General features: G+C 48.0%; 17 protein-coding genes and 2 tRNA genes. 10 read left to right on the top strand and 9 right to left on the bottom strand.

Annotation, left to right across the window (positions count from 1 at the left end):
* Positions 1-85: 85 nt before the first annotated feature.
* The 3 genes from ACN0RF_RS11010 to ACN0RF_RS11000 all read left to right on the top strand — a co-directional run bounded on the left by ACN0RF_RS11010 (position 86) and on the right by ACN0RF_RS11000 (position 4,068).
* On the top strand, positions 86-1,927 hold the full coding sequence (locus ACN0RF_RS11010) for a GNAT family N-acetyltransferase (protein WP_417439033.1): 1,842 nt from the start codon (positions 86-88) through the stop codon (positions 1,925-1,927).
* A 2-nt stretch (positions 1,928-1,929) separates the two neighbouring features.
* Positions 1,930-2,847 carry a histone deacetylase family protein gene (locus ACN0RF_RS11005; RefSeq protein WP_417439032.1) on the top strand — a complete coding sequence of 306 codons (918 nt, stop codon included), beginning with the start codon at positions 1,930-1,932 and terminating at the stop codon, positions 2,845-2,847.
* 75 nt (positions 2,848-2,922) lie between these two features.
* Complete coding sequence (locus ACN0RF_RS11000; protein ID WP_417439031.1) at positions 2,923-4,068, top strand: dicarboxylate/amino acid:cation symporter; 1,146 nt, start codon at positions 2,923-2,925, stop codon at positions 4,066-4,068.
* 72 nt (positions 4,069-4,140) lie between these two features.
* Here the strand turns inward: ACN0RF_RS11000 and ACN0RF_RS10995 are convergent.
* The 3 genes from ACN0RF_RS10995 to orn all read right to left on the bottom strand — a co-directional run bounded on the left by ACN0RF_RS10995 (position 4,141) and on the right by orn (position 4,952).
* Positions 4,141-4,216 (bottom strand) — tRNA-Gly (locus ACN0RF_RS10995).
* 40 nt (positions 4,217-4,256) lie between these two features.
* A tRNA-Gly gene (locus ACN0RF_RS10990) sits at positions 4,257-4,332 on the bottom strand.
* 68 nt (positions 4,333-4,400) lie between these two features.
* Complete coding sequence (orn, locus tag ACN0RF_RS10985) at positions 4,401-4,952, bottom strand: oligoribonuclease (protein ID WP_417439030.1); 552 nt, start codon at positions 4,950-4,952, stop codon at positions 4,401-4,403.
* Between the two features lie 69 nt (positions 4,953-5,021).
* On the opposite strand from orn, the gene rsgA reads away from it, so the two are divergent.
* Genes rsgA through ACN0RF_RS10970 form a run of 3 tightly spaced genes read left to right on the top strand, consistent with a single transcriptional unit; the run spans position 5,022 to position 7,671 of the window.
* A complete protein-coding gene (gene rsgA / locus ACN0RF_RS10980) occupies positions 5,022-6,065 on the top strand; it encodes a small ribosomal subunit biogenesis GTPase RsgA (protein WP_417439029.1) in 1,044 nt (347 codons plus the stop codon).
* Between the two features lie 2 nt (positions 6,066-6,067).
* Positions 6,068-6,946, top strand: coding sequence for an archaetidylserine decarboxylase (gene asd / locus ACN0RF_RS10975; protein WP_417439028.1), 879 nt, complete (start codon positions 6,068-6,070; stop codon positions 6,944-6,946).
* The gene (locus ACN0RF_RS10970) at positions 6,943-7,671 is read left to right on the top strand and encodes a glycerophosphodiester phosphodiesterase (RefSeq protein WP_417439027.1); all 729 of its coding nucleotides are present in this window, start codon (positions 6,943-6,945) and stop codon (positions 7,669-7,671) included. The genes asd and ACN0RF_RS10970 overlap by 4 nt, the downstream gene beginning before the upstream one ends.
* Positions 7,672-7,683: 12 nt before the next feature.
* Here ACN0RF_RS10970 and ACN0RF_RS10965 read toward each other — a convergent pair whose 3' ends face one another.
* The 4 genes from ACN0RF_RS10965 to nudC form a co-directional block, all read right to left on the bottom strand.
* A complete protein-coding gene (locus tag ACN0RF_RS10965; RefSeq protein ID WP_417439026.1) occupies positions 7,684-10,782 on the bottom strand; it encodes an efflux RND transporter permease subunit in 3,099 nt (1,032 codons plus the stop codon).
* A gap of 3 nt (positions 10,783-10,785) precedes the next feature.
* The gene (locus ACN0RF_RS10960) at positions 10,786-11,841 is read right to left on the bottom strand and encodes an efflux RND transporter periplasmic adaptor subunit (RefSeq protein WP_417439025.1); all 1,056 of its coding nucleotides are present in this window, start codon (positions 11,839-11,841) and stop codon (positions 10,786-10,788) included.
* Between the two features lie 108 nt (positions 11,842-11,949).
* Complete coding sequence (gene hemE, locus ACN0RF_RS10955) at positions 11,950-13,026, bottom strand: uroporphyrinogen decarboxylase (protein ID WP_417439024.1); 1,077 nt, start codon at positions 13,024-13,026, stop codon at positions 11,950-11,952.
* A 78-nt stretch (positions 13,027-13,104) separates the two neighbouring features.
* Positions 13,105-13,902: an NAD(+) diphosphatase gene (nudC, locus tag ACN0RF_RS10950; RefSeq protein WP_417439023.1), complete on the bottom strand. Its 798-nt coding sequence runs from the start codon at positions 13,900-13,902 to the stop codon at positions 13,105-13,107.
* 102 nt (positions 13,903-14,004) lie between these two features.
* On the opposite strand from nudC, the gene ACN0RF_RS10945 reads away from it, so the two are divergent.
* Positions 14,005-14,481 carry an Rsd/AlgQ family anti-sigma factor gene (locus tag ACN0RF_RS10945; RefSeq protein ID WP_034822600.1) on the top strand — a complete coding sequence of 159 codons (477 nt, stop codon included), beginning with the start codon at positions 14,005-14,007 and terminating at the stop codon, positions 14,479-14,481.
* Between the two features lie 75 nt (positions 14,482-14,556).
* On the opposite strand, the gene fkpA is transcribed toward ACN0RF_RS10945, so the two are convergent.
* Positions 14,557-15,297 (bottom strand): FKBP-type peptidyl-prolyl cis-trans isomerase, encoded by a 741-nt coding sequence (gene fkpA / locus ACN0RF_RS10940; RefSeq protein WP_417439022.1) that lies wholly within the window; start codon positions 15,295-15,297, stop codon positions 14,557-14,559.
* A 94-nt stretch (positions 15,298-15,391) separates the two neighbouring features.
* Here fkpA and ACN0RF_RS10935 point away from each other — a divergent pair, with 94 nt between their 5' ends.
* The 3 genes from ACN0RF_RS10935 to ACN0RF_RS10925 all read left to right on the top strand — a co-directional run bounded on the left by ACN0RF_RS10935 (position 15,392) and on the right by ACN0RF_RS10925 (position 17,582).
* A complete protein-coding gene (locus tag ACN0RF_RS10935; protein ID WP_417439021.1) occupies positions 15,392-16,387 on the top strand; it encodes a WD40 repeat domain-containing protein in 996 nt (331 codons plus the stop codon).
* On the top strand, positions 16,384-16,608 hold the full coding sequence (locus ACN0RF_RS10930; protein WP_417439020.1) for a SlyX family protein: 225 nt from the start codon (positions 16,384-16,386) through the stop codon (positions 16,606-16,608). Before ACN0RF_RS10935 ends, ACN0RF_RS10930 begins: the two co-directional genes overlap by 4 nt.
* A 74-nt stretch (positions 16,609-16,682) precedes the next feature.
* Positions 16,683-17,582 carry a phosphoribulokinase gene (locus tag ACN0RF_RS10925; RefSeq protein ID WP_317497574.1) on the top strand — a complete coding sequence of 300 codons (900 nt, stop codon included), beginning with the start codon at positions 16,683-16,685 and terminating at the stop codon, positions 17,580-17,582.
* On the opposite strand, the gene ACN0RF_RS10920 is transcribed toward ACN0RF_RS10925, so the two are convergent.
* Entirely contained in the window at positions 17,583-18,434 is an 852-nt protein-coding gene (locus tag ACN0RF_RS10920) for a 23S rRNA (adenine(2030)-N(6))-methyltransferase RlmJ (protein ID WP_417439019.1), read from the bottom strand.
* Between the last annotated feature and the right edge of the window lie 3 nt (positions 18,435-18,437).

Here is an 18,437-nt window from a genome sequence, read left to right as displayed (position 1 = left end):
TAATCCATTTGATGATTAATTAATCAGCGAGTTTATCTCAATTGAAATGATTGCACAAAGCTAAGCACTGCGGTAAAACAGTGCTATGACAAAGGCAAAATTAGACTGGTCAAAAATACTAAAATCCGGGCAGAGGATCTTTATAGGTTCGCACGCGGCGGTGCCTACGGCTCTTATTGATGACCTGATAGAAAATGCGAAAAACCTGCACGATATTGAAATTGTGCAGTTGATGACGCTGTCCGATAACAAATGGGCGGGCCCGCAGTATCAGCAACTATTTAAGGTAAATACCTTTTTTATTGGTGGCGATACGGTCAGAACAGCGGTTAACGAAGGACGTGCAGATTACACCCCCAGCTTCATTTCCGACATTCCGAATTTGTTCAGTAACGGAATTCTGCCGCTCGATGCGGCCTTAATTATGGTCAGCCCCGCCGACAAGTACGGCTATCATTCTATGGGCGTGTCGGTTGATGTGGTTGCGGCGGCCGCTAAGTCTGCCAATACGGTGATAGCGCAGGTTAATCCTAATATGCCGGTTACCTATGGGCAGTCGTTTCTGCACACGAATCAAATTCACCACTTTTGGGAACATGCAGCACCGCTACCTGAGCTGGCACCACCAAGCCTGGAAAACAGTAAAATAATTGAACGTATAGGCCAGTACATTGCGTTGCTGGTTGAAAATGGCGCTACTCTGCAAATTGGCGTGGGCACTATTTGCGCGGCAGCACTGCGTTACCTGAGCAACCACAAAGATCTTGGCATTCACAGTGAGCTTATTACTGACGATGTTATGCACCTTATGCTCAAAGGGGTTATCAACAACCGGAAAAAAACCTTCCACCCGAATAAAATCGTCACCAGTTTTTGTATGGGTTCTAAAGCGCTGTATGACTTTGTTGATCACAACCCCCACGTTGGCTTTTACCCCAGCGAGTACGTTAACTCGCCGGCCAATGTCGCCCGCAACGACAAACTCGTAGCTATTAATAGCGCCATTGAAGTGGATTTAACAGGACAGATTGTTTCCGACTCCATAGGACATCAGTTTTACAGCGGTATTGGCGGACAAGTTGACTTCAGTCGTGGCGCTTCCTTAAGTAAAGGTGGTAAGCCCGTCATTGCCCTGCCATCAACCACCGAAGACGGTAAGGTATCGCGCATTGTGCCTTTTATTCGTGAAGGAGCCGGAGTGGTCACCACACGAGGACACGTGCACTATGTCGTAACCGAATTTGGGGTGGCGTCACTACGCGGGAAAAGTATCCGCGAACGCGCGTTAGAGCTGATTCGTGTTGCCCACCCTAAATTCCGTAGCCATCTGTTACAAGAAGTACGCAAACACTACTGGGTGCCCAACTACCAGCAACAAACGCCTGTCGATGTGCCCGAACTTGGTGATATCGGCTTTAAAAAGCTAAAAATTAATAACGAGTCTTTTGACTTAAGACCTCTGTATCCATCGGATGAACGGCGATTGCAGGAGTTTTTCTACTCTCATACCAAAGAAACTCTGCAGCTACGATACAACGCAGTGCCCACCAACATGACCCGGGAGAAATCCTGCAATTTGGTTAGCGTTGATCAGTCCAAAGACCTGGCTCTGTGTATTGTTCGCCAAAAGGGCTCAGCGGTTCAAATTCAGGCCGTAGGACGTTACTACTTCATTGAGTCTCAAAATAGCTGTGAAGTGGCTTTTGTTACTCGTGAGAAGTACCAGGGACGCGGCATGGCGGGTATGTTACTGGATGAGATGATCCGTATTGCCAAAGAGCGCAAGCTGGACAGTATGCAGGCCTATGTTCTGGCAGCTAATAAACCCATGCTCAGCGTGTTTGAGCGCGGAGGCTTTAAACGCCTACCCAGTGAAGAGCCCGGAGAAGTGCTGCTGAAACTCGAGCTGAGCGAGGACGCAGACTAACTATGTCTATCGTTGTTTTTAGTCACTCAGATTGCCTGGATCATATTCCTGATGAACAACACCCGGAGTGCCCGGCGCGCATAGCGGCCATTAACGATCAACTGATTCGCTCCGGAATGGACTTTGTTCTGGTCAGAAAAGACGCCTCCGACGCGCCTCTGGAGGCTATTTACAGAGCCCACACCAAAGAGCATGTCGACTTTGTTTTCGCGCAAATTCCGGAGTACGACCACGAATGGATTGATCCGGACACCTTAGTAACCGCAGGCAGTAAAGCCGGTGGGGTGAAGGCTGCAGGAGCCGCCATCAATGCGGTGGATGATGTGCTGACCACTTACAACAAACAGGCCTTTTGCGCCGTGCGCCCGCCCGGACACCACGCTACTCGCGATAAAGCGATGGGCTTCTGCCTGTTCAATAATGTTGCTATTGCCGCTTATCATGCTCTGGAAACGCACGGGCTTGAACGCGTTGCTATTGTTGACTTTGACGTGCATCACGGCAACGGAACAGAAGACATTGTTCAGGGCGACGAACGCATCTTATTTTGTTCTTCTTTTCAGCAGGCGTTTTACCCCTTTACCGGCGAGGATACCAGCGCAGACAATGTCCACAACGTTCCCTTACCCGCAGGATGCAAAGGCCCGCAATGGCAGGAAGCCGTTAGCCAGCAGTGGTTTAAGGCGTTAGAAGACTTTGCACCGCAATTGATACTAATTTCCGCGGGCTTTGACGGCCACGCCGAAGACGACATGTCGCAGTTCTTACTGAAAGAAGAAGACTACCACTGGATAAGCCTCAAACTTAAAGAAATTGCCGATAATCATTGCGACGGCCGTATCGTATCTACGCTCGAAGGCGGGTATAATCTCAGCGCTTTAGGCCGCAGCGTAGTTGCGCATTTAAAAGGCTTGCTTTAATTAGCTAAGGCCTAGATAGCGCCTAAAACAGCAGGCCTCCATTCGTAAAAACATTCATAAAAAGAGTCGAGTATTATGGGATTAATTCTTAAGCTAGTTGCGGGTATTGTCGCCGGTATTCTCATTGGGCTATACATGCCCGAGTGGGTCAGCCAACTGTTATTGACCTTTAAAGCTCTGTTCGGTCAGTTGTTATTCTTCACTATCCCATTGCTTATTTTATTCTTCATTACCAGCGGTATTGCCAGCTTACCAAGCAACTCTGGAAAAATGCTGGGTAAAACCTTGGGTATAGCTTATGCCTCTACCGTCGTCGCGGGTATTGTTGCGTTTTTCGCTGCCAGCATTGTCGTTCCCTGGCTGACCACCGACGCTCAGAGTGTTTCTACCGAAGCCAAAGCGACTATCGAGCCCTTTATTGAGCTGTCGGTTCCGCCACTTATGGAAGTCATGTCGGCACTGGTTTTAGCCTTCATATTTGGGCTGGGCATTGCCAGCACCAAAGCAGAGAGTTTGAAAAAGCTGTCGGATCAAGGTCGTGACATTATCGAGCTGCTGTTGGTTAAAGTTATTATTCCATTATTGCCGCTGTATATTGCCGGCATTTTTACGGAAATGGCCGTCGCCGGCACGGTATTTAACACCCTGAAAACCTTTGGTGTCATTCTGATACTAGCCGTTGCCCTGCACTGGGTTTACATTACCTCCATGTACATTATGGCGGGCATAAAAACCGGTCGTTCGCCACTGTTTTTAATTAAAAATATGCTGCCAGCGTACTTTACCGCCTTAGGCACAATGTCGAGCGCAGCCACTATTCCAGTCACCCTACAAAGCGTGCGCAAGAACAAAGTCGATAACGACGTTGCCAACTTTACCGTGCCATTGTGCGCTACCGTTCACTTAGCTGGCTCCACCATTACCATTGTCAGCTGTGCTGTTGCGGTTATGGTGCTGCATAATTCACTGGCTATTCCCGGCTTCTTTACCATGCTGCCGTTTATTTTAATGCTTGGCATTGTCATGTTAGCCGCACCAGGTGTGCCCGGCGGCGCCGTTATGTCAGCGGTTGGTCTATTAGGTTCAATGCTAGGCTTCGGCGAAACCGCTATCGCCTTAATGATAGCCTTGTACATGGCACAAGACAGCTTCGGTACCGCCTGTAATATTACAGGTGATGGCGCTATTGCGATGTTTGTAGATAGTTCGAAGAAGAGTTAGTAAACGAAGATTCAGAACGCCTTGTCGCTGGTGCGTATTAAATTAAATTTAAACGTACTAGCGATTAAAACTTGGAGCGGGAAACGAGATTCGAACTCGCGACCCCAACCTTGGCAAGGTTGTGCTCTACCAGCTGAGCTATTCCCGCGTATTGGTACTTATTGCAGTATTTCTGGAAAGACTGACGTTGGAGCGGGAAACGAGATTCGAACTCGCGACCCCAACCTTGGCAAGGTTGTGCTCTACCAGCTGAGCTATTCCCGCTTCGTCAGTGCGGCGTGTATTCTACTGATACCACCGATAAGGTCAATAGTTTTCGCGCCGCAATTGGTTTATTTGCTGAAAAAATGTTCCCGGTAGTGCTGTAATTCCGCAATAGACTCACGAATATCAGCTAAAGCCTCATGCGCTCCTGACTTTTTAAAGCTATTAGCAACTTCCGGGTTCCAGCGTTTAGCCAGCTCTTTTAACGTGCTAACGTCTAAATTCCGGTAATGGAAAAAAGCTTCCAGTTCAGGCATATGCTTTGCCAAAAAACGGCGATCCTGACAGATACTGTTGCCGCACATTGGTGATACGCCGGCATCAATGTACTGCTTTAAAAACTCAATGGTCTCTGCAGCTGCTTTACGCTCGTCGTGCTGACTTTCCTTTACCCGCTCAACCAGGCCAGAGCCGGTATGTGTTTTCACATTCCAGTCATCCATTCTGTCCAGGTACTTTTGTGGCTGATGAACCGCAATAACAGGTCCTTCGGCCAGAGTGTTTAACTGGGCATCGGTGACTATGGTAGCCACTTCAATAATGTGATTTTCATCAGGCTCCAGGCCTGTCATTTCAAGGTCAATCCAAATTAAGCGTTGTTTCTTATCGTCCTCGGTCATTACCCTGCTCTCTCAATACAATTTGTTGTATGATAGCGTCATTTCTAGCACGACAACAGGTTAACGGGCTTGGTAAAACGCAGACGTCTTAACAAAGGTCAGCAACGGCAAGTATCAGTCAATCAGAAGAAGCGACTGAAAAACACTGATATAGAGTGGACTGACAGCCAGCTTAATGCACCGGAGCCCGGTCGCGTTATCAGCCGCTTTGGCCAACATGCCGATATCCGTGACGAGCAGGGAAACACCTATCGCTGCCATATTCGCAGGGTTATCAGTAGTCTGGTGTGTGGCGACAGTGTTTTATGGTCCAGATCTTCGGTTGAGCAACAAGGTATGCAGGGCGTAGTGGTTGCCGTTCAGGAACGCGACAGCTTGCTTTCTCGTCCCGACTACTACGACGGTCTTAAACCGGTTGCCGCTAATATTGATCAAATCTTTATTATCTCGAGCGTATTGCCGAGCTTCTCCTCCCCAATTATCGATCGCTACTTAGTTGCCTGCGAAGACATTGGTATAGAGCCTGTTATTGTCCTGAATAAAGCCGACTTACTGCCGGAAATAGACGAAGAAGAGCGCAGCCATATCCAGCAGCGCTTAAAAGACTACGAGAGTATTGGCTATAAAGTACTTAACGTCAGCAGCGCGACTCAGGATGGTCTGGATGCCCTGCAGGACATGCTAAAAGACAGTATTTCTATTGTGGTTGGGCAGTCGGGAGTGGGTAAATCCTCATTGGTTAATCAGCTGTTACCTGACGTGAACGCCGAGACAAATTTAGTGTCCGACAATTCAGGATTAGGACAGCACACAACCACAGTCGCAACCTGGTATGATTTAAAGCAAGGCGGGGCACTGATTGACTCTCCGGGAATTCGGGAGTTTTCATTATGGCATCTGGAACCCGAGCGAATAGCTCGTTGCTATGTGGACTTTCGCGACTATTTAGGCGCCTGTAAATTCCGTGACTGCAAACATGCAGACGACCCGGGTTGTGCATTACAGGAAGCTGTCAGCAACAATCAATTGCATGACTGGCGTCTTTCTAATTATCATCGCATTATTGAGACTATGAAAACACAAAAGCCCAGTCGGGCAATTCGAGGTAAATAACTGTGGCTAAGACCGATAAAGTCAAAATCTTCTTCCAGCATGTCATGCCTAAGCATTTAATCTCCCGCTTAGTAGGAAAGTTTGCTGCAGCGCGTGCCGGATGGTTTACTCAGCTGTTTATCCGTTGGTTTATCCGGCAGTATAAAATTGATATGAGTGAAGCCATTGAAGAATCGCCAAAAGCTTATAAAACCTTTAATGCGTTTTTTACCCGCCATTTAAAACCTGAGCTCAGACCCTTAGAAGCCAGCGAAAACGAACTGGCTCATCCGGTCGATGGTGCCGTCAGCCAATTGGGCGACATTGAAAACGGACGTATTTTTCAGGCCAAAGGCCACGATTATTCGTTACAGGAATTACTGGGAGGCAACGAAGAAGACGCGAAACCTTTCGTTGACGGTAAATTCGCGACCATTTATTTGGCACCGAAAGACTACCATCGCATTCATATGCCCTGCGACGGCGTGCTGAAAAAAATGATTTATGTACCAGGTGATTTATACTCCGTTAACCCGTTAACAGCGGCTAATGTCCCTAATCTTTTTGCCCGAAACGAGCGCGTGGTTGCCATTTTTGATACCGAAGCTGGCCCCATGTCATTGGTCTTGGTTGGTGCGACAATTGTTGCCAGTATCGGTACTGTATGGTCCGGCACTGTAACGCCTCCTACCGGCGGCCGCATTCAAAGCTGGTCATATCCAACCTCGGGACACTCTGCTATACACCTTAAAAAAGGTGAGGAAATGGGTCATTTTAAACTGGGCTCGACCGTTGTATTGACCTTCGCTAAAGACGCCATTGAGTTTGATGATGAACTTAAACCTCAGTCAGTAACCCGCATGGGGGAAGTGATGGCAGAAATAAAAGAGAGCGACGATTGATTTTATGGGCTCACCGAGGGGCCAGTTATGAGGCCCCGGAGAATACGCTCGCCGCGTTCTCACGCGCCATGGACAGCGGAGTCCATGGCATAGAGCTGGATGTTTACGCCATTGATGGTGAGCGCTTTGTCTTTCACGACCGGTATTTAGAACGCCTGACAGCCACTCCTGGCAGATTAAAGGATTTAACCGCAGAGCAAATTCGGCATCTGAAAGTCTTTGGTCAGCAGTCTATACCCACGCTACGTGAGGCTTTAGCTCATATTAACGGACATTGTCATGTCAACATCGAGCTTAAAGGCGACGTACCCACTAAAGAGCTTCTGCTGGATGTTGATTACGCATTGGAAAACTCCAATTTCAAACCAGAACAGCTGCTGGTGTCTTCTTTTAACCATCATTGGTTACAACGCCTTAAAAAGCGTCGTCCCGGCATTAAAATTGGAGCGCTAAGCGCCAGTTGCCCTTTGAGCTATTGTTACTTTGCAGAAGAACTCAAAGCCTTCTCAGCTCATTTCGCTGTTGATTTTGTCACTCCGGAGCTGGTGGCAGACGGTCATCGCAGGGGCTTACAAGTTTATGTCTACACTGTGGATGGGCAACACGATATTGAAGAACTGCACGCAATGGGAGTCGACGGTATTTTCACCAATCACCCAACTTTTGCGCAAAACGTCGTTGCCGGCCTGACCACTGCCGGCAACGAACCTATTCTGCACTACTAGCGCAGTAGACCATCAACTATGATGGTCCGGATACTCTTCCTGTAAAGACTCCAGCTTACGCGTAATAGCCATTGGTGAGCTGGTATTCTTCGCTAGCGCAATATACAAAGCAGGAATCACAAACAACGTCAAAAACGCTGACACAGCAACCCCGGCAAAAATAACCGTACCAATAACCATACGGCTTTCAGCTCCTGGACCAGAACCCAGGATCAGTGGCACCGAACTCATTAGAGTTGTGAACGCCGTCATTACAATAGGCCGTAAACGCTGTTGCGCTGCTTTAAGCACCGCTTCTTTGAACTCCACTCCTGAGTCACGCAACTGGTTCGCAAACTCAACAATAAGAATACCGTTTTTCGCAGCCAGACCTATAAGCATTACTATACCTATCTGACTGTATATATTAATGCTCATTCCGGTCAGATACAGCGCCAGTAAAGCCCCAACTATAGCCATAGGCACCGCCAGCATAATGACCAACGGGTGAATAAAGCTTTCAAACTGCGCAGCCAGAACCAGGAAGGTAATGACCAATGCCAACCCGAAAACAAAGACAATTGAACTGCCACTCTCTTTGTACAGTTGAGACTCACCTTTATAATCAATTGAAACGTCTTCCGGCAGTTTTTCCTGCACCACGCCTTCCAGATAACTTAAGGCTTCACCCAGTGAATAGCCTTCAGCCAGATTCGCCTCAATGGTGACACTGCGCATGCGATTATAACGGTTCAGTCGGGCTGAAGTCGCCTGCTCAGTAATGGTTACGAGGTTAGAAAGCGGAATCAACTCGTCGCTCTTACGCGAACGTACATAGATATTATCTATGGCGCTGGGGCTACGATAATCGGCTTTTTCGCCCTCCAGCATCACATCGTATTCTTCGCCCCGATCAAGGTAAGTTGTCACCCGTCTTTGACCTAACACAGACTGCAAGGTGATACCTATATCCTGCACTGAAACTCCTAAATCTGCCGCACTGGCTTCGTCCACCTGAATGAACAATTGTGGCAAGGTTTCCTTATAATCACTGTCCAGATCCTGTAAACCCGGGTTAGTCGAAGCCTCTTCTATCACAATGTCACGGAATTCCGCTAAGCGTTCATAGGTATTCCCCTGCAACACAAACTCGACTGGCCGGCCGCCTCCGCCACTAATGCCACTACGCATAAAGGCGAATGCCTGAACGCCGACAACCGAGTCCAGCTGAGAACGCATTTCTTCCATAAGATCAAAACTTGACCAGTCGCGCTCATCAAACGGAACCGCGCCAACAATAGCAATACCGGCACTACCGCCCCAACCGGGCGCACGAACAATCAAACGGTCAATCTTGCCTTCATCAATGTAAGGCAGAAGAATCTGCTCTATTTCGTCCATATGTCTGGAGCTGGACTCAAAACTTGCCCCTTCGGCACTGCGCACCTGAATGTAGAACGTACCGCGGTCTTCAGGTGGCGCAAACTCCTGGGGAATAAAGCTGAATAAACCGAACGCAACAACGCCCGACATCACCACCAGCACTATCGCCATCATGGGACGCTTCACGCTTTTCTCAAGCACGCCACGGTAGCCTTGTTCCAGCCAGTTGAAGGTTGCATCAAAAGCCTTGCCAAATTTACTGGTACGCTCTTTTTTACTCAGTATTTTAGAGCTCAGCATGGGTGTTAACGTCAGTGCGGCAATACTGGAGAAAGCAACCGCCGCAGCTATAGCAAGAGCAAACTCAGTAAAAAGCTTACCGATATTTCCGTCTAAGAAAGCCAGCGGTACAAATACCGAAATCAGTACCAGGGTCGTCGCAATAACCGCAAAACCTACTTCTCTGGCTCCACGGTAAGCCGCCAGAATAGGAGGTTCTCCCTCTTCTATGCGGCGGTATATGTTTTCCAGTACCACAATGGAGTCATCAACCACCAGACCAATTGCCAATACCAGCGCCAGCAGGGTTAACAAGTTTATGGAGAAACCGAGCGCAAATAGCACCATATAGGAAGCGATAATAGCCACGGGTACTGTTAAAGCAGGCACAATGGTTGCCCTGACATTCCCTAAAAATAGGTAAATAACGACAATAACCAGCGCCATCGCCACAGCCAGAGTGTTATAAACTTCGTCAACTGAGCCCTGAATGAATATCGATGAGTCGTAACTGGGTGCCAGGTACATAGTTTCCGGCAGGGTTTCCTGAATTTTTTTCATTTCCCGGTGAACGTTCTTCACCACGTCCAGGGTGTTACCTTTCGACTGCTTAATGACTCCCACACCAACCATGTTAACGCCGTTACCACGGAAGTCGGTTTTATCATCTTCTGCGCCCAGTTCTACCCGGGCAACCTCACCCAGACGGACTAAATAGCCATCGTCGCCTTGTCGTATCACCAGATTTTTAAAGTCTTCCGGTGATAAATACGCACGCGCCATACGAACCGAGAATTCTCTGTCGGTTGACTCAACTTCACCGGCAGGAAGCTCAACGTTTTCTTCACGCAAGCGGCTGACTATGTCGGTTACCGTTACCTGCCTTGCGGCCATTGCATCACGATCCAGCCAGACGCGCATGGCATAACGGCGGTCACCACCAATGACTACCCGCGCGACACCGTCGGCAACTGACAAACGGTCAACGATGTATCGCTCCGCATAGTCAGTCAGCTCCAGAATCGACATACTCTCACTGCGCAGGTTATACCAAACAATGGTACTTTCATCGCTGGAGGCTTTTGAAACCTCGGGTGGATCAGCTTCTTCCGGCAAATTATCGAGTACCCGGGACACACGTTCACGAACGTCATTGGAGGCGGCATCAATGTCGCGAGTCAGATTAAATTCAATACTGATACTAGAGCGTCCGTTACTACTACTGGAGCTGATGTTTTTAATGCCTTCGATACCGCTAATGCGGTCTTCGACCAGCTGTGTTACCTGAGTCTCGACAACTTCGGCAGAGGCTCCGGGGTAGTCTGTATCAATAGAGACTATGGGGCGATCAATGTCCGGGTATTCGCGCAACGGCAGCATGGTAAAAGCCACTATGCCAAAAACTACCAGCAGAATATTCAGTACAGTTGCAAAAACCGGACGTTTAACAGAAAGGTCAGACAGCAACATAACTTAACCTCCCTGCACAGAAACAGGTACACCGTCACGAAGGCGAACAATGCCTTCTATAATGACTTTTTCTCCGGGTTTAAGACCGTCAGTAATTTCTACAATACCGGGCTTACGACGGCCAATGGTCACTTCTTTTTGGCGCGCCCGGTTATCTGGCGTTAACACATAAACATACTGTCTGTTCTGAATAGGAATAAGCGCTTTTTCCGGTAACAAAAGAGCTTCATCAATGCTTCGTAGCAAGGTAATCTGCAAAAGCATTCCCGGACGCAGACGTTCATCATCATTGTTAATTTTGGCACGGACTTTTACTGATCGCGTTACCGGATCCACCCGGGAATCGATGCTGGAAATACGCCCAATAAACTGTTCACCCGGATAAGCCCGGCTGCGGGCAATTACTTCCTGGTCTACCGCAATACTAGCGAAGTAACGTTCAGGAACACTAAAGTCCACTTTAATAGGCTTAATATCATCCAGTGTTGTAAACACATCCCCCGGGCTGACCAGAGAGCCTGCACTTATTTCGCGAATACCTACACGCCCGGAAAATGGCGCATAAATCTTCATTTCTTTTAAAGTTGCTTCGGCAACTTCTAAATCTGCTTGTAATCCGTTAACCCGAACTTCTTGCTCGTTAAATTGCTGCTGAGAAGCTGCATTACCCCGACGTAATTCGGTAATTCTGTCTAATTGGCGTTTAGCTTCGTCCAAGCTGAACTTAAGCTGTTGCACTCGAGCTACTTCTGTACGTGCATTTAGCTCAGCCAGCAGTTGACCCTGTTCAACTAAGTCACCGCTTTCAAAATAGATTTTTTCGACAACGTCCTGAGTTTGCGCAGTAATACGAACCGTTTCATTGGCCATGGCGGTGCCTAACGCTTCGATAGTATCGCGGAACTCACTAATTTCAGCTGTCTGGATTTTAACCGGAACCGCCTGTTCCTTCCCTTCTTCCACTTTAGTTTCGGGCGGAAACCCAAACAGATATACAGCTGCCGCAATCAGGACAACGACAACAATAGTAATGGGATTTATCCAGGAACGTTTCGCCATGCTTACCTCTAGGTTCTTAGTACAACGGTTTTAACATAGCCCATTGTACGCAAAACACCGCCCGAGGGCGGTGCACTTAACGAGGATTCTGGCGGTTTAATCGCAAATTCAATCGTTTGAATGAAATGCCGGGCTGTATTTATGAATAGCTTCAATAAAAGCGGCGGCATGTTCAGGGTCTACTTCAGGGTGAATTCCATGCCCCAAATTAAATACATGACCAGTACCCGAGCCGTAGCTTTGTAATATGCTTTGTACTTCCTGCTCTATCCGCTCTGGTTTCGCATACAGCACACTGGGGTCCATATTGCCCTGCAAGGCAACTTTACTACCAACACGAGTTCTGGCATCGGATAAGTCAGTAGTCCAGTCCACACCTAGAGCGTCAGCACCGCTGGCAGCCATAGCTTCCAGCCATTGCCCGCCATTTTTGGTAAATAAAGTCACCGGCACCTTACGTCCATCGGCTTCGCGCGTAAGACCCGCCACAATTTTTTCCATATAAGCTAAAGAGAATGCCTTGTAGTCACGTGGTGATAAAACGCCACCCCAGGTATCGAATATCATGACCGACTGCGCACCCGCGGCAATCTGGGCATTCAGATACTGAGTAACAGACTCAGCCAGAACATTCAGTAAGGTATGCATAGCTTCAGGATCAGCAAACATCAGTTGCTTCACTTTGGAGAAGTTTTTGGTGCCGCCGCCTTCAACCATGTAGGTCGCCAGTGTCCACGGGCTGCCGGAAAAACCTATAAGTGGCACACTGCCATTCAGTTCGCGACGAATAGCACGAACGGCGTCCATCACATAACCCAGCTCGTCTTCCATATCAGGCACGGCCAGGTTTTTAATAGCGGCCATGCTGCGCACAGGGTCTTTAAATTTAGGGCCTTCGCCGGCTTCAAAATATAAGCCCAGACCCATAGCATCGGGAATGGTCAAAATATCACTGAAGAGTATGGCGGCATCCAGGTCGAACCGGCGCAACGGTTGCATGGTTACTTCGCAGGCAAGCTCGGTGTTACGGCATAATGACATAAAGTCGCCAGCCTGACCGCGCACTTCTTTATACTCAGGTAAATAGCGTCCAGCCTGACGCATCATCCAGACGGGTGTGCGATCAACGGGCTGTTTTGCCAATGCACGAAGGTAACGATCATTTTTTAGCGCCGGAGCGGTCATAGCAAATCCAATTATTTATCAACATCAATGCCCGGCATTTTATCAGTCCGCAAGCATTGGCTCCATGAAAACTTATGCTTACCTCTTTTGAGATAGGTCAATCAAAGTTCTTGCTATGGTTCCTTCAGGCGGAATATCCGGCAGGTCGTCAAAAGCAAACCAATCACCTGTCACTAATTCGTGCGGATCAATATGCAGTTCGCCCTCTGCCCAGTCTGCGGTGTAACCCATCATTAGCGAGTGAGGAAAGGACCAGGGCTGACTTAAATGATACTGAATGTTCTTAACGCGAATGCCTGCCTCTTCATAAACCTCGCGCTCTAACGCCTGCTCAAGACTTTCACCAGCTTCAACAAAGCCTGCCAGTATAGAGTGCAAGCCGGGTTTATGCCGCTTCCCCTGTGCCAGCAAAATCTTGTCATCTTTGCGGATAGCTACAATAATGCATGGCGACACTCGCGGATAACAACGGTGCTGGCACTGATTACAATGCATTGCCAGCTCCCATTCTATGGTTTGCATGCGGGCTCCGCAGCGACCGCAAAAGCGATGAGTATTCAAAAAGTCGCTGAATTGCCGGGCTCTGCCAGCCATCGCAAACTTTTCCATGTCGTCCGCGGTAAGTAATTGCCGTAAAGGCGCGAACTCTCCACCAATGAACTGCTCGTCCATATAGTCGGCCATAACCAAATAACAGCTACGCTCGCGCAGTTCGCCTATTTCCACTACCCGGTAGTCATTTAAGTCTGGAAAGTTCAGATCTTGCAGGCAGCCAAAGGGGACTTCTCCACTGTCATCCAGAAAAAGATGATCAGAGCTCACCACAAACCACCAGGCAGGCTCATCAGCAGCCGGTTTTGAATACAAAGTCGCCATATTAACCCCGCGTATCAAATGCGTTTGGTTTTCTGTAAAATCAGTTGAGTTCTAATGCTTCTGAATTTACATTAGGTACTGAAACTATAGACGGAGAGTATCATGTTAAGCCGTAATGAGCAGGCAAAAAAGCGCTGGGGCGGCGCTCATAAAAGTATCGACCTATGGCTATCCGAGCGCCAGGACTTACTGGTGAATTACTTTAAACTTGCCGCGCTCCCGCCTTATGAAAGCATTCGCTCGGGCTTACCCGATGTCACCGATATCCGTAACTTTTGCGGTCAATTAGTCGACTACGTCTCAAGTGGTCATTTTGAAATTTATGATCAAATTGTGCGCGAAGCTTCATCTCAGGGAAACTCAGTTGATGATTTAGCTGACGAATTATTTCCTTTAATTTCTGACACCACTGAAATTGCATTAGATTTCAATGATAGATACGGAGAGATAAGCTCAACTGACCACTGTGAAACCTTCGATAGAGATTTATCGGCACTGGGTGAGGCGCTGGAATTAAGAATGGAGTTTGAAGACAAACTTCTCAATCATTTAGACGAGCATAATTTAATAACAGCTTAAGCTAACTTTTATTGAATTTATAAAAACGCCGGCATTTCGCCGGCGTTTTTTGTATAGATGAGAGCACAACTGAACTTACTCGGTATCCAGTTCGTCTTTTTGTACGTTAAGCAGTTCAACAGTAAAAATCAGCGTTGAATTTGGTGGAATTTGACCATCACCCAGTTCACGATCACCGTATGCCAGTTCAGACGGGATCACGAAACGGTATTTAGCACCTTCCTTCATCAACTGGAGACCTTCAGTCCAACCCGGAATAACACGGTTTAGCGGAAACGATGTTGGTTCGCCACGCTCATATGAGCTGTCAAACACTTCGCCATTAACCAGCGTACCTTCGTAATGAACTTCTACCATATCGGTTTCTGCCGGGCTAACGCCGTCACCTTCTTCAAGAACTTCATACTGAAGACCAGAGTCGGTTGTCCGCACACCCTCTTTTTTCGCATTTTCCGCTAAGTAGGCTTTGCCTTCTTCAGCGGCTTTTTTCCCCAAAACGTTCTGGCGATGTTCCATAACTTCTTCGCGCATCGCGTTCAGAATTTTTTCAGCTTCTTCTTCACTCAGTTGAGGGTCGCCTTTAACCGCATCGACAAAGCCGGCTATAACAATGTCACGTTCCAGCATATAGTCCGCTTCTTCCTGACGGTCCAGGTTACGCGCAATAAATCCACCAACAGAAGAGCCTAAAGCGTAAGCCTGCTTATCTTTATCTGTTTTTAATTCCGTATCATTAGCCGGAAATTTTTCTTGCGAACAAGCAGTCAGTACCAGCGCGATGGCTGAAATAGCTAACGGCTTTATCAGTTGTTTCATCGTTTTCTCCAATTATCGTCTTGCATCCTTTCGGACTATGCCATAATAGTGTTATCTAACAGAACCATACTACACAACCACAAGGAACTTGCCTATGCCTTTTCTCAAGCTGTGCGGTGCGTTTATGTTGCTGGTTGTACTCACCGGTTGCCAACCTGCGCCGGAAAAGGTCAATAAAGCTATTCACGCTGAAAACGGCACCTACGCCGCTGATATTTCAGACGACGGCCGCTTCAGTCTGGTGTCTACAGACGAGACGGGGCTGCTGCTGTGGCCACGTTATGCCACCAATGCCAAATACCAGTGGCAACATAATGAAAACGCCGTCTCTCAAATTATCGACGTTGATATTAGCGCCGACGGCGAAGTCGCTGTTGCCGCATCGCGTAAAGAATTTTCTATGTGGGATATTAGTAACGGCGAAAACCTGGGTTTCTGGCAGATAGGTTCTGGCGATATAAAGAAGCTGGTGGTCAGTAAAAAAGGCGGAACTGTAGTTCTGGGTAAACAGGACGGCACACAAGTCGCGTTCAATCCGGCATCGGGTCGGCGTATTGAGTTTTATGGCCATACCGAAAGTATTAACGTTCTGGATATTTCGCCCAATGGTTTTTATGTTTTGAGCGGTTCAAACGATCATTCGGCTATTCTGTGGGATACCCGCAGCGGGCAAATTGTGCACCGCTGGCCGCTGGATGGACGTATCACACAAGTTGCCCTGCACCCTGAAGGCCATTTTGCCTTTACTGCTGATGCGACAGACAACGCCATTATCCGCTCATTGCCCAATGGCGAAACCGTCTCCGAATTGAAGTTTATGGATCGCCAAAGAATATTCAGTGCCGCCCGCTTCAGCGCCTCCGGTGATTATCTGGTAACCGGCTCACCCTCGCGTCGCATTGCCATTTGGGATACCTCAACAGGAAAAGTTCTTTCTCACTGGCGCGTCGACTTACGCGACGGTGGCAGACCCAGTAACGCGGCGGTATTATCCGTGCTGTTCGACGAACAAGAGCAAATGGTCATTAGTGAGAGCTCTGCAGGCCTTGCTGAGTGGTGGAGTATTGATTTAACGGGTAGTAAAGAATGACAGTAGAGAAGATAGAAGCACAATTGACTAACCTGGAAATGCAGCTAACGTTTCAGGAGGACACTATTCATTCATTGAATAAACTGGTTACTGAGCAGACTCAACAAATGAGTGAAATGCAAAAACAAATTCGCTGGTTAGGCAAGCGCCTAAAACAAATGCAGGAGAATCAGTCGGCTGACTCCGATCCAGCAGACGAACCACCTCCTCCTCATTATTAAAGCGTTGGGTTTACCTTGACCTTAGTAAATCAGGTCAGTATAACAACTGTTCTTATTTAGTTTGCGAGAATGTTATGTCATCAAAGCACCCGATTATTGCCGTTACCGGTTCATCAGGAGCAGGAACAACCACCACAGGCCAGGCCGTACGCCATATCTTTCGCTCGTTAGATGTGAGTGCAGCTTTTGTGGAAGGTGACAGCTTTCATCGCTACTCCCGCCCTGAAATGGATCTGGCTATTCGAAAAGCCCAGGAACAGGGTCGTCATATCAGTTATTTTGGTGCCGAAGCCAATGACTTTGACCGGTTAGAATCCTTATTCCGCTCTTATTCACAAACCGGCAATGGCAAAGTACGTCGTTATTTACACAGCTTTGATGATGCCGTGCCCTATAATCAGATGCCCGGCACTTTCACGCCCTGGGAAGAGCTCCCTGAAAATACCGATGCGCTTTTCTATGAAGGCCTGCATGGCGGTGTTTGCGGTGATGGATACGATGTAACTCAGTATGTTGATTTATTAATCGGTATGGTACCCATTGTTAACCTTGAGTGGATCCAGAAGTTGATTCGCGATACCTCGGAGCGCGGCCATTCACGCGAAGCGGTTACCACCAGCATAATTCGTGGTATGGAAGATTATATTCACCATATTGTTCCGCAGTTTTCGCGTACTCATATCAACTTCCAGCGAGTACCTACGGTTGATACGTCCAACCCTTTCAGTGCCAAGGATATTCCGTCACTGGACGAGAGTTTTGTTGTTATTCGTTTTCGGGGTATTAAGAATGTCGACTTCCCCTATTACCTGCAGATGATAGACGGTTCGTTCATGTCGCGCACCAGCACCTTGGTTGTGCCCGGTGGGAAAATGGCCTTAGCCATGGAGCTTATTCTGACACCGCTGATTGAACAAATTATGGAAAGAAAAAACCAGGTTCGCCGTCAGGTTGACTGGATATCAAGTAAGTAACTACTCACCAACTAACCAGCGACTGTGAAAGTTGGCACCTTTATCCTGAGCCAGAGTCCTGCACAAAACAGGTAACAGATGTTCGCTGTCCTGCACCACGCCATAAGGCGGATTAACCCAAAGAAAGCCGCAGCCGTGGAGTCCTTTACGCTCATCATTGGTGCGTATATTCAGCTCCATGATCAGAGTCTTAGGCAGATCCGACAAAGCTCCAACGTCACGATGAAAAGCAGCCGTTTTCAGCTCATCTTTAATGGGGTACCAAATCGCAAAGCTGCCGCTTTTCCAGCGTTTTAAGCCCTGTTCAAGCGCGCTGACCACATCGTCAAACTCCGTGGTGTTTTCAAAAGGCGGGTCAATAAGTACCAACCCACGCTTTTCAGCAGGAGGCAGTTGCGCACGCACCGCCTGATAACCGTCCATGGGAGCCAGTATCTGAACTTGTTTGTGTCGACCCAAAGGAGTGCTTTTAAGGGTCTCTGCGTCTTCTTTATGCAGTTCACAAACAACTAACCTGTCATTTTCACGTAAAAACTCAGAGGTTATAACTGGTGAACCGGGATAATACCTAAGTTTATCTTGCTCTTCGTTTAATTGGCGCACAGTATTTAAGTAAGCCGCAGCTAACGGCTCTTCAGCCGAGTGCTCAGCAAAACGGACAATGCCCTGTTCAGCTTCAGCGGTTCTTACTGCCTGATCGCCTTGCAAGTCGTAGTAACCGATACCACCGTGAGTATCGAGTACGAAGTAGGGCTTATTCTTTTGCTGAAAATACTCCAGCGCCCGCGCCAAGAGCAAGTGCTTAAAAACATCAGCAAAATTGCCGGCATGAAAAATGTGTCGATAATTCAAAGA

It is taken from the genome of Idiomarina sp. (assembly GCF_048260185.1).
Classification (GTDB): domain Bacteria; phylum Pseudomonadota; class Gammaproteobacteria; order Enterobacterales; family Alteromonadaceae; genus Idiomarina.
The sequence above is the reverse complement of the archived record's forward strand: the minus strand, read 5'-3'. Positions and strand labels throughout refer to the sequence as shown.